The sequence below is a fragment of the Nitritalea sp. genome (genome assembly GCF_054166705.1).
In genome coordinates, this window is sequence record NZ_JBSZCV010000015.1 from 369,579 (window position 1) to 384,249 (window position 14,671).

Annotated in this window: 12 protein-coding genes; all 12 read right to left on the reverse strand. The window is 48.8% G+C overall.

Going from position 1 to position 14,671, the window contains the following annotated elements; genetic code table 11:
* Positions 1-49: 49 nt before the first annotated feature.
* The 12 genes from ACXIT9_RS11500 to ACXIT9_RS11555 all read right to left on the reverse strand — a co-directional run bounded on the left by ACXIT9_RS11500 (position 50) and on the right by ACXIT9_RS11555 (position 14,560).
* Positions 50-877, reverse strand: a complete 828-nt coding sequence (locus ACXIT9_RS11500; protein WP_458056377.1) for a carbonic anhydrase — start codon at positions 875-877, stop codon at positions 50-52.
* A gap of 345 nt (positions 878-1,222) precedes the next feature.
* Entirely contained in the window at positions 1,223-2,572 is a 1,350-nt protein-coding gene (locus ACXIT9_RS11505) for a dihydrolipoamide acetyltransferase family protein (RefSeq protein WP_458056378.1), read from the reverse strand.
* An 80-nt stretch (positions 2,573-2,652) separates the two neighbouring features.
* Complete coding sequence (locus ACXIT9_RS11510) at positions 2,653-3,915, reverse strand: competence/damage-inducible protein A (RefSeq protein WP_458056379.1); 1,263 nt, start codon at positions 3,913-3,915, stop codon at positions 2,653-2,655.
* Between the two features lies 1 nt (position 3,916).
* Complete coding sequence (locus tag ACXIT9_RS11515; RefSeq protein ID WP_458056380.1) at positions 3,917-4,702, reverse strand: SDR family oxidoreductase; 786 nt, start codon at positions 4,700-4,702, stop codon at positions 3,917-3,919.
* Positions 4,699-5,205, reverse strand: a complete 507-nt coding sequence (locus ACXIT9_RS11520) for a dihydrofolate reductase (protein ID WP_458056381.1) — start codon at positions 5,203-5,205, stop codon at positions 4,699-4,701. The genes ACXIT9_RS11515 and ACXIT9_RS11520 overlap by 4 nt, the downstream gene beginning before the upstream one ends.
* A 52-nt stretch (positions 5,206-5,257) precedes the next feature.
* Positions 5,258-6,442, reverse strand: a complete 1,185-nt coding sequence (locus ACXIT9_RS11525; protein ID WP_458056382.1) for a class I SAM-dependent rRNA methyltransferase — start codon at positions 6,440-6,442, stop codon at positions 5,258-5,260.
* Positions 6,439-7,821 carry a sodium:solute symporter family protein gene (locus ACXIT9_RS11530; RefSeq protein ID WP_458056383.1) on the reverse strand — a complete coding sequence of 461 codons (1,383 nt, stop codon included), beginning with the start codon at positions 7,819-7,821 and terminating at the stop codon, positions 6,439-6,441. Before ACXIT9_RS11530 ends, ACXIT9_RS11525 begins: the two co-directional genes overlap by 4 nt.
* Before the next feature lie 14 nt (positions 7,822-7,835).
* Positions 7,836-9,449: an ABC-F family ATP-binding cassette domain-containing protein gene (locus ACXIT9_RS11535; RefSeq protein WP_458056384.1), complete on the reverse strand. Its 1,614-nt coding sequence runs from the start codon at positions 9,447-9,449 to the stop codon at positions 7,836-7,838.
* A 242-nt stretch (positions 9,450-9,691) separates the two neighbouring features.
* Positions 9,692-10,090: a response regulator gene (locus ACXIT9_RS11540; protein WP_458056385.1), complete on the reverse strand. Its 399-nt coding sequence runs from the start codon at positions 10,088-10,090 to the stop codon at positions 9,692-9,694.
* A gap of 114 nt (positions 10,091-10,204) precedes the next feature.
* On the reverse strand, positions 10,205-11,494 hold the full coding sequence (locus ACXIT9_RS11545) for an amidohydrolase family protein (RefSeq protein WP_458056386.1): 1,290 nt from the start codon (positions 11,492-11,494) through the stop codon (positions 10,205-10,207).
* Between the two features lie 35 nt (positions 11,495-11,529).
* Positions 11,530-12,915, reverse strand: coding sequence for an amidohydrolase family protein (locus ACXIT9_RS11550; RefSeq protein ID WP_458056387.1), 1,386 nt, complete (start codon positions 12,913-12,915; stop codon positions 11,530-11,532).
* A 10-nt stretch (positions 12,916-12,925) separates the two neighbouring features.
* A complete protein-coding gene (locus ACXIT9_RS11555; protein ID WP_458056388.1) occupies positions 12,926-14,560 on the reverse strand; it encodes an amidohydrolase family protein in 1,635 nt (544 codons plus the stop codon).
* Positions 14,561-14,671: the final 111 nt, after the last annotated feature.

The following is a 14,671-nucleotide window of genomic DNA, read 5'->3' on the forward strand; positions in this document are numbered from 1 at the left end:
TAAAGAAGCGTCACTCTTTCTAAAGAGTGACGCTAGAAAGTAAAGACTCTTATAGACCCATGATGTCTCTTTTAGAGAATTTAGAGGAAGGTAGATCGGTTAAGGTCTCTTCTAAAAACTCTACTTTTCCTGACTCAAGGTCATAGACAGCACCCACGATGACAATCTCACCATTGTAGTACATACGAGAAAGCATAGGCTCTAATTCTCGCAATTCATTCACTTGATTGATTACGTTTTGCTTTACAGCGAAGTTTAGTAAATTATCGCTTACGCCAAAATAACGCTTAGTAGCAGGCTTAATGCTGTTAATTAAGGTAACCACGTGCCCCGGAGGATTCTCAGGAAGCTTGATCGCAGCATCTACCGCACCACAATACGTATGGCCTAAAACAACGATGAGTTTTGTTCCAAGAACACCAGAGGCAAATTCAATCGTGCCATAAGAAGCCTGTGCCATTACCTGGCCAGCTGTTCGAGTTACGAATAAGTCACCGAATCCCTGGTCGAATAAAATTTCAGCGGATACACGAGAGTCACTGCAGCCTACGATAGTAGCGAATGGAGCTTGACCCTTGGAAAGTGCGTTGATTACATCTGCATCTTGTCTTGGATGAATACTTCTACTCTCCACAAAACGCTTATTCCCCCACATTAACTTTTGTAATGCATAGTAAGGGTTAGCACCAGCAGAGTCCCTGTTGATGATGTAATTTTCCTTTCTCCACTGAGGATCCGCATACAATGCTTCCTTCTCTTTTTTCGCTTCACGACCATCGCGCTGCGCTAGAGCTAGTCCTCCTGTTAGTACAGTGAGCAGGCATGTAAACAGGGTGACGTTTAATAGCCTGAAAAGATTGTTTTTTCTTGTAAACATATAATTGGATTTAATTCCTTGGTTATACGATCAAGTTTTTAGAGAGTTGTTTAAAACATAAGGCCTAGTTCAGTTTTGATGATAAACGTTTAATATTTCGATTTAAAGGAATTGTAATAGTGTACATAAAACGTAAAAATGTAAACGTGTAGCACGATCCTTATAATAAGTGTAGATATTACCTAAAGAATAAACATTACAAGCTCTATGAAACATAATAAACCTATATGGTAAATAGGTTTATGTTTACTGCATGCTACTTTAAATAGAATTAAATTGTAAACTAAAAAAGAGCGCTTTTATACAAAAGCGCTCTTTATATAATTTAATTTATCTTTTTCTCAGTTACAGTTGCATGTCGAGATCGAAGGCCTCTAGATAATCCGCTACGCGACGAACAAACATACCTCCTAAGGAGCCATCTACCACACGATGGTCGTACGAGTGAGAGAGGAACATCTTATGCCGTATCGCAATCACATCGCCTGTAGGCGTTTCTACCACCGCAGGTTTTTTCGTGATCGCCCCCACTGCCAAGATGGCTACCTGTGGCTGCGGAATAATCGGCGTACCCATTACGTTACCGAAAGAACCTACATTAGAAATCGTATAGGTTCCTCCCGCAAGTTCATCTGGGCTAAGCTTATTATTCCGCGCTCGAACTGCTAAGTCATTTACTTTTTTCGATAAGCCACTTAAATTGTACTGATCTGCTTGCTTGATGATCGGAACGATCAAGTTACCCGTAGGGAGTGCTACCGCTATGCCGATGTTGATGTCACGTTTTTTGATAATACGTTCACCATCTACCGAAATATTGATCATTGGGAAATCTCTAATGGCTTTGGCTACTGCTTCTACGAAGAAGGGAGTAAAGGTCAGCGATTCGCCTTCCCGTTTCTTATAGGCGTCTTTAACCTTATTTCTCCATAAAACGATATTCGTCACATCGGCTTCTACGAAGGAGGTCACATGCGGGGAAATACGCTTGGAATCCACCATACGCTGCGCGATCATTTTGCGCATTCGATCCATCTCGATGATCTCATCTCCCGCGCTGATGCTTACTGGCTGTGGTTTCGGTGCTGTACTTGGTGCCGCTGTGGCTGCTACGGGAGCCTCTGCTACATCACGGGTAGCTGCTGTCGCCGGAGCCGCTGGTTCTGCTGGCGCTTGATTGCGATTTTTTAAATAGGCCAGCATATCGTTTTTTGTAACACGACCCTCCTTTCCAGTGCCAGGAATACCTGCTAATTCCGCAGCGCCTATCCCTTCTTCCTTGGCAATGCTCTGCACAAGGGGGCTATAAAAGCGGTCATCTGATGCTCCTACAGTAGGCTGCGCGCCAGAGGCTGTCACTAGGCTCTCCGTAAGGGCTGGAGCCACTGTGGTCTGAGTTACGGCCGCCGTTTCTGAAGCCGGCTGAGCAGGAGTAGATGCCTCTGCTGCAGCGGCATCTGTTTCGATGAGCGCTATCGGTGCACCCACCGCCACGACATCACCTTCTTTTACTAATATTTTCTTTAAAATACCGCCTTCTAGGGCGGGTACCTCTGTATCTACTTTGTCCGTGGCGACCTCTAAAACCGATTCATCTTGCTCGATGGTATCCCCTTCCTGCTTTAACCAGGTCAGGATGGTCCCCTCTATAATACTCTCACCCATTTTGGGCATCACCATTTCTATCGTTGCCATAGTCTTTATTTAATTGGGTTTATTTCTGACTTATAAAATTATATTTTATTTCGGGCTTTTCAAAATCGAAAATAAAATTTTTATTCTGAAATGTTTGCTAGCTCCTGCCGGAGCAAATTCAGCACCGAGATCCCTGTGAGACGTATATTCAGCCCTCGATCAGCCGTCAGCTGTAGCTTTTTCGTCCGCACTCCCTTCTCTGTAGCGCAGGCGATCCACACGGTGCCCACGGGTTTTTCAGCCCAGCCACCGGAAGGTCCCGCGATACCACTACTCGATAAGCCGATATCACTCCCAAACTGCCGGCGCACTCCTTCGGCCATCTGCGCGACCGTTTCCTCACTTACGGCACCTTTGTGCGCCAGCACCTGCTCCGAAACGTTTAACAGCCCAGCCTTATGGCGGTTATGGTAAGGAATAATGCCTCCCTCGAAATAGGCCGAAGCACCCGGAATTTCGGTGAGCATATGCGCTATATAGCCACCACTACAACTTTCTGCTAGGGCGACTGTTTTTTTCTGCTGCCGCAAAAGTCGGCCCACAGCCTCGGATAGGCTATCGTCATCATAGCCATAAATGTACTTGCCGATGAGTGGTAGCGCCGCCTCGATCTGCTCGCTGACGTCACTCACCAGGCTGTCCTGCTCTTCGCCAAAGGCAGAAAGACGCAGCTTGACATGCCCTAAGGAAGGTAAATAGGCCAGCTTAATGTGTGCAGGCAGTGCCGACTCCCAGTCTTGCAAAACTTCCGCCAGCCAACTTTCGCCTATGCCTACGGTCTTGATGACCTTATGGTAAATCATCGGTAGCGGAAAACATCTTTTTAATTCCGGCAGTACGAAATGTTCCATCAGGTGTTTCATCTCGTAGGGTACCCCGGGCATGGACATCCAGTAAGTGCCCCGTTCGTGAAACCACATTCCCGGCGCGGTGCCCATGCTATTTTCTACATAGCGGCAGTTCGTGGGCAGATGGGCCTGTAGTTCATTTAGTCGTGTAAGCGGTCGGCCACGCTTTTCGAAAAACTGGCGAACGGATTCGAGCGCCTCTGGCACCAGCGCCAAGCTGCTGCCAAAATACTTGGCCAGTAGCGGCTTGGTTAAATCATCATTAGTAGGCCCTAAACCACCTGTAATCAGCACCACATCTGCGCGCTCCTCCGCCTGCCGAAACGCCGCCAGCATGTCCGCCTCATTATCCCCGACCGTCAGGCGTAGGACCACACGGACGCCGATACGATCTAGACTTTGGCTGATCCACTGGCTATTCGTGTCCACGATCTGCCCGTAAAGTAATTCATCTCCTACAGCGATGATGGCTGCACTGACTTCTTGGTATGCCATATTATCTGACGCGTGTTCGGGTAATTAATTTTGCAAATAGTCTGGGGAAAAAACGTTTCAGCAGGACGCCAAAGCGCTCTTTTCCGCCTATAGTCACTTCTTGTTTTTTAGTTCGAATGGCCTTGGCAATCGCTGCTGCGCAGGCTGCTGCTGACATCCCCTTCGCTTGGGCCTCATCCATTTCACCTAGTTGCTGGCCTTTGCCCGTGAGGGCGTTTACAGAAACCTGCGTATGAATAAATCCAGGACAGAGGAGCGTTACGTGAATCGGGAGGGGATACAGCTCGGCACGTAGAGAGTCAAAAAAGCCGTGGAGGGCATGCTTAGAGGCGGCATAGGCCGAGCGGTAAGGGGTGCCAAATTTCCCAACCAGGCTACTCACTGTAGCAAAATGCCCACTGCCGCGTTCTAGGAAGTGGGGGAGGAGGGCCTTCGTCAGGGCGATGGTTCCAAAATAATTCACCTCCATGATGGTGCGGTCAACTGCGAGCTCTGTCTCATCCACCCGAGAGCGCTGGCTAATGCCTCCATTATTTACGAGCAGGTCGACCTGGCCGAAATAGTCAATAGCCTGTGCCACATAGGCTGTGGCCAAGCTAGACTTGCTTAAGTCCAGTGGAAGCACATACACCTCCTCTGGGTAGCTGCATCGAGAGGCTACCGCCTGCAGGGCTTCTGCATTACGCGCGGAAAGGATAAGCCTATACCCCTGTAAGTTAAGTGTGTAGGCTAGGGCTTCCCCTATGCCGGAGGAGGCGCCTGTGATCCAGGCTACAGGTTTTTTCATAACTTTTCTTTTCGGATCAGCGTGCGAAACCGGTAGGGGTAACTGTGGCGCTCATCGGCCGGATACCAAGGGCTCACCTCATTTTCCTGCCATTCTGCCTCTGAGAAGGCGGGGAAAAAGGTGTCCGCCTCCGGTTCAGCGTCGACCTCCGTGAGTTCCAGGTGGGTGGCGAAGGGCAGCCCCTGCCGGTAAATCTCCCCACCACCGATGAGGTAAATGCAGCTTTGGCCCGCGGCCTCCGCCCCTGCGAGTGCTTCTTCCAGACTATGGAAGACGTGATGCCCTTCGGGCAAAGCAAACGATGGGTTTCGTGTAATGACCGCAGATATCCTACCCGGAAGGGTACGGCCTAAGCTGTCAAAGGTTTTTCTGCCCATAAGCATCCAGTGGCCCATAGTTAGTGCTTTAAAGCGCTTTAAATCTTCTGAAAGCTTCCAAGGCATCCCACTCTTTAGCCCGATGGCTTGATTGCGAGCGGCCGCCACGATGATACGTATCTCCACAACTTTTTTTTAAAAATACTACTTTCCTTTTCGGGAACAAATCCTTTTATGCTTAACTGACATAAAGAAGCAAGCCCTTCAGATAACTGGTTTCTTGGTGGAAAATGTTTACGGGATGATCTCCCGGTTGCTCAAGATGTTTAAGGATGCGGACAGCGCGGCCGGCTTCCAGTGCGGCTGCGGTGATGGTATGCGTGAAGAGGGCCTTATCCACGACTTGGGAGCAACTGAACGTGAAGAGCAGCCCCCCGGGCTTGATTTTGCGTAGGGCGGTCGCATTTAGGCGCTTGTAGGCTTGGACTGCGCGGTGGCGCGCCTTTATGTTTTTAGCGAAAGCGGGGGGGTCGAGTACGATAATATCGAAATCCTCTGCCTGGATGTCTTTTAGGTAGGGGATAACATCTGCGGTGAGGGCCTCATGTGCCCCAGATAACTCAGGGTTTAAGGCGATATTTTCTTGGACTAACTGTATCGCCTGCGCGGAAATATCCACCGAACAGACCTTAGCGGCACCGCCTTTTAGTGCTGCCAGAGAGAACCCTCCGGAGTAGGAAAAGGTGTTCAGGACGCATTTTCCTGCCGACAAGCTGCCGAGGAGCGCTCTATTTTCTCTTTGGTCGATAAAGAAACCGGTTTTCTGACCTTTTTCCACGTCGATGGCATAGCGAATCCCATGTTCTACAGCGGTTAAATGTTGCTTGTCTCCCCATAGCCAGCTATTCGTGCAGGCATAATCGGCAGGAAGTGTTTCTTTACTTTTATCGTAGATGGCATGGATGCTGTCGCCGGCTACCCGACGAATCGCTTCGGCGATTTCTGCCACATGGGCATGCATGCCCACCTGATGGGTTTGGATCACCGCTACCTGGTCGAAGACGTCGATGATCAGTCCTGGGAGTCCATCTCCTTCACCATGTACCCAGCGGAAGAGGTTGGTGGCTGCTGCTCTTACCAGCCCGAGTTCTCGGCGCAGCTGCCAAGCCTCAGAGAGTTTTTCTACCCAAAAGTCCAGATTGATTTCCCTAGGCGTGAAGCTGAGTAGTCGGACCATGATAGAGCCGAACTGAAAATGTCCTGTGGCCAAAGCCTTACCAGCGGCATCAGCCACGGTGACAAGGCTTCCGGAGTTTAGCTGCTCCACATCGGAGAGTATCGCTCCGGAAAATATCCAATGATGTTTTCTGCTGATGGAAATTTCTTTGCCTTTTTTCAGACGGAGGAGGGGGTAGTTGCTCATGAGGCTATTGGTTTAGGGGTTGTCCAGCTGCCGATCAGCATGCCCAGAATACTGACGCCGAGTGCCGGAATATGTGCATAAATGGGAAGCGGCACTTGTAGTAAGAGTAAGTAGGCGGCCATTCCACCGATAATAGACCAGTAAGCACCTTTTTCGCGGGCGTCTTTCCAGTATAGACCAGCGGTTAGCGGTACGAATAAAGAGACCAGCAGTAAGATAGAGGCGTCTGCTACGAGTTCGTAGATATTCGCTTTATAAAGTGCCAGCGCAATCGCAACAATGGCCACCCCTACGATGCTTAAGCGTAACGTCCAGAGAAAGCGGCGATCGCTCCAGTCTTTGCCCCAGATAGGGCGAATGATATTTTCCCCGATGACGGCAGCGGGGGCCAGGAGTCCGGAGCTGGTGGTACTCATAATGGCGGAGAGCAGAGCGCCGAAAAATAGGATTTGAACGAAAATACTGCTATGGTTGAGCACCATAGAGGGCAGTAAAAACTGTTTGTCGGCTAGGTAGAGTTCCGGATAGAGGTATTTTGCCCCCAGGGCAATAAACAAAGGCAGAAGCCCCAGCGTCAGGTACATACTGCCGGCGATGAGGGTGGACTGAAAAGCGACGCGCTCACTTTTCGAGGACATGACGCGCTGGTAGATATCCTGAGAGGGGATGGATCCCAGACCTAAAATCATCCAGGCGCCAAGGTAATTTAGCCAGGATATGGGATTCGGATCGGGAAGAACTTGAAAACTACCTTCTGGGGCGCTGTCGAGAATGACGCCCACACCACCGGCATCAGCGGCCACCATGTAAGCTACCCAGGCCAGCCCGATGATGATCAAGGAGGTTTGGATAAAGTCGGTAATGGAAATCGCCCACATGCCGCCCATATAGGTATATACCACGACGATGACAGCACCGATGAGAACACCTTCTACCAAGGTGAAATCGGTGATGCTACTGAATATCAGGGCCATCGCCACAAGCTGGGCTGCTACATAGCCGAAGTAGGCAGGGATCATAAAAATGGAGGCCAGCAGTTCGATTCTTGGCCCAAAAAGCTTTTTGTAAACTGCTCCGATGGTCAGTACATCCATTTTATACATGGGCTTTAGGTAAAAGAGCCCAAACAAAATGAGACAGAGCGCGCCGCCGAAAGGGTCCTCGATAACCCCCTGAAGTCCATGCTCTAAATACTCAGAAGAGGCTCCGAAAATCGTTTCCGAGCCAAACCACGTAGCAAAAAGTGCTGCAGAGGAGAGAAAAACAGGCAGTTGCCTGCCTGCTAACACAAAATCCTTCGAGCGTTTCACAAAGCGCGCGGTATAGGCTCCCACACCCAGTGTTAACGCGATGTAAACCGTAATCGCTGCTAGTAACAATTCCCCCTTTTCCCTTAACTGTACATACTGGCCCGCAGGGCTTTGATTTCCTCACTTTCTAAATAATCATCGTAGTTCATCCTGCGGTCGATCGTACCTTTCGGCGTAAATTCGATAATACGGTTTGCAGAAGAAGTGACGAAAGCGTGGTCATAAGAGGAAAGGAATACGGTGCCGCCAAATTCGATGATGGCATTATTAAAGGCCGTGATACTTTCTAGGTCTAAATGATTCGTGGGCTCATCGAGGATGAGGAAGTTAGGGTTTTGAAGCATCATCTTGGATACCATGCAGCGCACCTTTTCTCCTCCCGAAAGGACAGAAGCTTTTTTCAGCGTTTCTTCTCCAGTGAAAAGCATACGGCCCAGGAAAGTACGTACATAGGCTTCCTCTTGGTTGCTGCTAAACTGTGAAAGCCAGTCAATTAGGTTCAAGTCGCTCTTAAAAAACTCAGAGTTATCATTAGGAAGGTATGCTTTTTGGATGGTGACGCCCCATTTAAAGCTACCGGAGTGAGCATTCAGGTCTCCCATGATGGTTTGAAAAAATTTCGTGACCGCCTGCTTGGTTTTAGAAATGAAAGCGATCTTATCTCCCTTCTCTACCATAAGGTTGACATCCGTAAAGTAGGTAGTACCTGCCTCACGTAATTCGAGTGCTTCAGACATGAAGAGCTGATCACCCGCTTCACGCTCCTGTTTGAACTGAATACCGGGATATTTTCGCGTAGAAGGCTGAATGTCGTCCACATTTAATTTTTCAAGCATTTTCTTTCGTGCTGTCGCCTGCTTGGACTTAGCCACATTTGCAGAAAAGCGCATGATAAACTCCTGAAGCTCTTTTCGCTTTTCTTCTACTTTCTTGTTTTGATCCGAACGCTGCTTCGCAGCGAGCTGGGAAGATTCATACCAGAAAGTATAGTTACCTGAGTATATTCGGATTTTGGCAAAGTCGATGTCTACGATATGCGTAGACACTTCATCGAGGAAATGTCGGTCGTGGGAGACTACGATCACCAAGTTTTTAAAGTTGACTAAAAAGTCTTCGAGCCATTTAATGGTTTCCGCATCTAGGTCGTTTGTCGGCTCATCGAGAATCAAAATATCCGGGTTCCCGAATAGTGCTTGCGCGAGAAGCACGCGTACTTTTTGGTTCCCTGCCAGGTTTTTCATCTGCTCATAGTGCAGGTTTTCCGAGATGCCAAGACCACTGAGCAGGGCGGCGGCATCGGATTCTGCATTCCAGCCATCCATTTCGGCGAATTCACCCTCGAGCTCAGAAGCACGTATCCCGTCTTCTTCTGAAAAATCTGCCTTTAAATAAATGGCATCTTTTTCTTCCATGATGGCATAGAGTTTCTTATGTCCCATGATAACGGTTTTCAGCACCTCCATTTCGTCGAATTCGAAGTGATTTTGCTTGAGGACCGCCATACGCTGGCCCGGAGTGATCGAAATCTGCCCACTGGTACTATCGATTTCTCCTGATAAAATCTTTAAAAAAGTGGATTTTCCTGCACCATTGGCTCCGATAACCCCATAACAGTTGCCAGGAGTGAATTTTACATTGACTTCGTCAAAAAGTGTGCGTTTTCCAAACTTTAAGGAAAGATTATCAACAGAGATCATACGTTCAAATTAGTCTTTAAGACTGCAAATGTACGGCAAAAACGATCAGGAATCAAAAATCATCTCGGGAAGCTTCTCAGAAGGGGAGTATCACTGTTTTTCACGTTTTATTGTGGGGACTTTTTATAGGTTAGATTACGAACTGCATGGAAAGCGTCGCTTTGCTTTAGAAGTAACCGGCGAAAAAAATAGATGAAAACCCGAATGTATACAGCTAGATGATCTTAAAGATAAGATACTGTTTAGGTCGTTTCTAAAAACTCAAGAAGTTTCGGGATGTCCTGCTGTTTTAGAGGCTTCGTGAAGTAATGTTTGACCTGCCGAAAACTCGTGGAGCGCGTGATATCGAGAGGGTCCACTGAACTGCTGAGCATACAAACCGGAATACGAGCTAAAGTGGGGACCTCTTGCATATTCATGAGCAACTCCCAGCCATCCATGATCGGCATGTTAATGTCTAAAATGATGAGCCCCGGCAAACGGTTTTCTTCCAGCTGACTGGTCAAATAGGCCCAAGCCTCTGCGCCATTTTCTTTAATGATTAGCTCATCGTAGCAGTCACGATGCTTCTCCAAGTAATTTTTACCAATTACCTGGGTTACTCTACCATCCTCAACAAGTAAGATTTTTAAGGATCTCATGGTTTTACTTCAGTGACTACGCTCCCCAATAGTTTTCAAGCAGAGCAATGTATCTTTCCTAATCCAAGGTAGAAAAAAAAAGCCGCAAATACATGCGGCTTATCATTTTTTTCTTTACTTCTGTGTAGCTCCTTGGGCTTCTAAACCCGGTGAGCGTTCCAAAAACTCTTGATAGAGTCGGATTTGCCTATTACTCATAGGAACACGATATCCCTGAATGAATACATGTTTAATTTGAGAGCGTGTTTCGAATGGATCTCCAGTGGCTACTAAAAGAGTAGCATCTTTCCCTTCCTGTATGCTACCCATGCGGTCATCTACGCCGAATACCTCGGCGGCATGTAAGGTAACAGCTTTAAGCGCTTCTTCTTTCCCCATTCCATAGGCGGCAGCAAATCCTGCATTGAACGGCAGATTACGTGTGTTTTCTGCGTCGTTAGACCGGATGACTACTTTAACACCTGCTTTGGCCATCTTACCAGGATTCGTGTATGCTGCATCGTAGCGGTCTGATTGGCGTGTAGGTATAGAAAGCATCGGGCCTGTGATAACAGGCAAGCCGGACTTGGCGATATCCTCTGCTACTCTCCATCCTTCCGCGACACCCGTTAGGATAGCGCGTACTTTTTTCTCTTTTATCCAAGCGATTGCATTTAGGATGTCCTGTGCTGCATTCGCTTCCACTAGTAGTGGGAGCTCTCCTGCGATCACCTTTGCTAAATGCTCCATTTCTGGGTAATAGGTAAGGGTAGCCCCTTTTTCTGTCAGTTCATGATAAAGTGTGGCCTTTTCCCAAACCTCATTCAGTGACTTCTGGGCTAAGTCCGACTCCTTCTTGATATCTTCGTCTGAGCGTCTATCCCAGGTCGAACGACGTGCCGAGGAAGGGAAATTCAGCACGACGCCTTTGAAGCCCGCATACATTTGATCCGGGGTATAACCGTTTAAATTAATGAGCGCCGCCGTTCCTGGGAAAAGACCTCCCGAAGGCATCGCCAAGGTCGTCGTGACACCACTTACGCGCGTTACAGGGATCGCCACTGAATTCGGGTTGACGGCCGTCAGCGCCTGCATATTCGGCTTCACGTCACCGATTTCCTGATAATCTTGTGTTTCAGCCAGTGAGCCCACTTCCACCAAGCCCAGCCGGCTGCCCCCATCGACCAGTCCTGGATAGATGCTCATCCCGCTGCAGTCTATAATTTCGGCACCTTCTGCAGATAGGTTTTGGCCGATGGCCAAAATCTTTCCGTCCGCCAAGAGCACATCGGTATCCTGTAAGACGGGTCCGCTAACGGTGTAGACAGTACCATTTTGTAATAAAAAGCGCCCACTTCGAGGCTTGATGAACTCACCATCAAACTGCGCCCAAAGCAGGGTAGGCGCCATTAAGGCAAGACTCATGAGTAGTAGTCGTATCAATCGCATAATCGCTGGACTTAATGTTCGTGTTCAAATAAATTTCTACCAAAATTCGTGAAAAAGAAATCCACACCATGCATACAGCGATGGTCGTGCTCTTTTAAGAAAATCGGCTCTACGCGATCCTCAGCGCTCACTTTCAAACGCATATCGTTAGGGTCTTCGTCGATGTCAAAATACTTCTTACCATCGATAAAGGTCATCTGTGGGATCGCATAGACGGAAAGAGGATGTTCATTAAAGATGACCAAGTCACCCTGCTTGCCGACTTCGATGCTGCCTACTTTATCGGCGATTCCCAGCTGCTTAGCAGGATTTATCGTGATGAGTGCCAGCGTTTCATCATCGCTTAGCTCTCCATAGCGCTGCGCTTTCGCGGCTTCATGGTAGAGATGTCGAATGAGCTCTCCCGAGTCGGAATTAATAGAGGTGATGACCCCGTTCTCTGTCAGGATGGCCGCGTTATAGGCTGTCGAATAGTATACTTCAAACTTATACGCCCACCAGTCAGCGAAAATGGAGGCGCCCATGGTGTATTCCGCTAACTCTGGGGCCACCTTGAAGCCTTCATTTACGTGAGAGAAAACGATATTCGTGATATCAAATTCACGACAAACCTTAATCAGCATGTAAATCTCATCTGCGCGATACGAGTGGCAGTGGATGATGACCTTGCCATCTAAAATGTCGGCGAGTGTCTGCAGGCGCTCATCGTAGGCAGGAGGGGTAGGCTTGGCACCCGCTACCTTACGCGCCTCTTCATAAGCTTTCCATCGTGCTTGGTACTGCTGGGCTTCTTTAAAACCATTTCGAATTACAGCCTCTACCCCCATGCGGGTTCTTGGCTGCTTGTTGTTCCCTCGCCCATGCACTCGGGTAGGGTTTTCGCCTAGGGCAAATTTAATCGTCCGTGGTGCGTCCTGCATGAATAGATCTTCAGGATTAAAGGTACCGTAGCGATGCTTTAAGGTGATATTTTCTCCCCCGATGGCATTGGCCGATCCGTGCATCGCATGTGAGATGGTCACCCCACCCGCCAGAGCGCGGTATAAGCCGATATCAAATGGATTCACCACATCGGCCATTTTCACCTCGGAGGTGATGGGAGAAGTAGCCTCATTCACGGCATCTAGCGCCACATGCGAGTGCGCATCTATGATGCCAGGCATCACGTATTTTCCGGAGGCGTCGATTACCTGAACGCCGCTCCCAGCATTCAGCCCCTTACCGATACGGCGAATGATGCCCTTTTCTACAAGGATATCTGTATTTTCCAAAGTGCCCTGCGTGACTGTCAGAACAGTAGCATTTTTTATGAGCACGTCTCCTTTTGGGGTTTGCGCGGAAGCGCAAAAGGCCCAGAGCGCGCAACATATACTGAGTATGAAAGACTTTTGATACATCTGTGTGAAATTAAAGCGTTGGTTTTTTTTCAGCACTAAGCGGGAAAGTGCCGAAGTCAGCGATGTTCATCGTTCCTGTGAAGCTGCTGCCAGCCACGTCCCCACTTACGCGTACCTGCAGTTCCATGCCTGCCGCCGAGACATCGAAGGAAAACCGCAGTTTGCCTTCGTTAAATTCGATATTCTGCATGCTAGCACTTGCCTTTCCGCCACCTGCGGGATCATCGTAGGTGATGGTGCCCGAGTAGCGCTCACCTTCTCGGCTGATGGTCATGGTTCCACCACCACTCCCAGCAGGCGTGGTGCTTTCGTAGTCCCACTCTCCTGTGATGCCGGGTGCAGCCTGACCATTGCCAGCGGCTTTCTTCTTTTGACTCACCTCATAATCGTATACAAAACCATCGGCGATGACATGTTTAATTTGGGCATCCTCCGAAAAAACGGGTGCAGTACTGATCGTGAAGTTGGCTAATTTTCCTTTCTCGATACGGCCGATAAAATTATCTACACCCAGGATGCGTGCGGGATTCGTCGTGAGTGCAGCAAGTGCAGCCTCCTCTTTTAGGCCCGCGGCCACCATTTTGCGAATGGATGGAAGGGCATCACCTGCCTTTGTTTCCATCGTCCCGAAAGCGAAAAGGATGCCGTTATCCGCCAGTGTGGCGGCCTGCTGTACCTTTTGCGTGTAGGCTTCTTGCACCTTTTCTAAGCGTGCCTTCACCTCTGGTGAAGCGTCTGCATCGCCAGCTTTCGGTTCCTTCGGTAGCGAGGGCTTGAGCACAACACGCATCTTGGTCGCCTTCAACTCGTCTACTAGGTAATCGACATCATCGACACCAAGTAACATAAGATTGAAGCCAAGCTCCTTTTGCAAGCGCATCGCGCGCCGCGCCTCCAGGTCATTACTCACCTGAAAGGCGACTGTCAGCTGCTGGTCTACGACAGGAAATAGCGCGCGCTGAGTTTTGGTTACCGCAGGCCGCTGCATGTTGCCGGCATTCGCGAAGAGACGTTCATGACGTGCTGCAAGTTCGGTATTTTTATAAAGATCACGGAATTTTGCCATGACACCGAGCGGTGTGCCCGGATACATGCCTCGAGCCCCACGGAATTTCGCTACTGCCGTAACTTCCTTACGGATGCTGTTGATACGATCTTCTTCGCCGAAAACCACCAAAGCACTTTTGCCCGGAAGCATACCTCCCTGCGGGATCATATGTCCTAGGGTGAATCCAGCCTTGCGTGCATCTTTAATCGCTTGGTTACGCATATCCATAAAGTCTGTTACATCCATCCATGGGCTGATACCTGCGAGCTCGTCAGGAGGGGAGGTGTAGTCGAAGTTGGAAGGGCGCTCTCCACTGGGGGGCGTGCTGACGCCTGCATAGCTGGCCGCATCCAAGAAGCCCGCATAAATAAAGAGTGAGTCCAGTAGAAGCGTCTGAGTGCCTACCGGTACTTTAAGGTTTTTACCCACCTGCTCGATGAGCCCCTCATTAATGTGAATGTCTAGTGCCTCGGGGCTCTTGCCCGGAGCGGTGACGACATAGCCTCCTTTTAATAAATAGGAAGCAGTGACACGCCGCTTTGCATTAGGATCACTTTGCGCCAGCAAATTTCCTTCCGCTCCTAACCAGAAGCACAAAAAAAATGCTAGTAAAACAGTTGAAATCCTGCTCATTCTTTCTAAATTATGGTGTAATTTGACAGTTAAATAGGCATGAAGATAAGAAAAGAACCAGCATGCAGATACTGT

Coding starts and splice junctions, on each gene's coding strand:
- ACXIT9_RS11550 (WP_458056387.1), bottom strand. CDS start 12,915: ATGTATCAAAAGTCTTTCATACTCAGTATATGTTGCGCGCTCTGGGCC.
- ACXIT9_RS11545 (WP_458056386.1), bottom strand. CDS start 11,494: ATGAGTCTTGCCTTAATGGCGCCTACCCTGCTTTGGGCGCAGTTTGAT.
- ACXIT9_RS11515 (WP_458056380.1), bottom strand. CDS start 4,702: ATGAAAAAACCTGTAGCCTGGATCACAGGCGCCTCCTCCGGCATAGGG.
- ACXIT9_RS11525 (WP_458056382.1), bottom strand. CDS start 6,442: ATGAGCAACTACCCCCTCCTCCGTCTGAAAAAAGGCAAAGAAATTTCC.
- ACXIT9_RS11540 (WP_458056385.1), bottom strand. CDS start 10,090: ATGAGATCCTTAAAAATCTTACTTGTTGAGGATGGTAGAGTAACCCAG.
- ACXIT9_RS11535 (WP_458056384.1), bottom strand. CDS start 9,449: ATGATCTCTGTTGATAATCTTTCCTTAAAGTTTGGAAAACGCACACTT.
- ACXIT9_RS11510 (WP_458056379.1), bottom strand. CDS start 3,915: ATGGCATACCAAGAAGTCAGTGCAGCCATCATCGCTGTAGGAGATGAA.
- ACXIT9_RS11505 (WP_458056378.1), bottom strand. CDS start 2,572: ATGGCAACGATAGAAATGGTGATGCCCAAAATGGGTGAGAGTATTATA.
- ACXIT9_RS11500 (WP_458056377.1), bottom strand. CDS start 877: ATGTTTACAAGAAAAAACAATCTTTTCAGGCTATTAAACGTCACCCTG.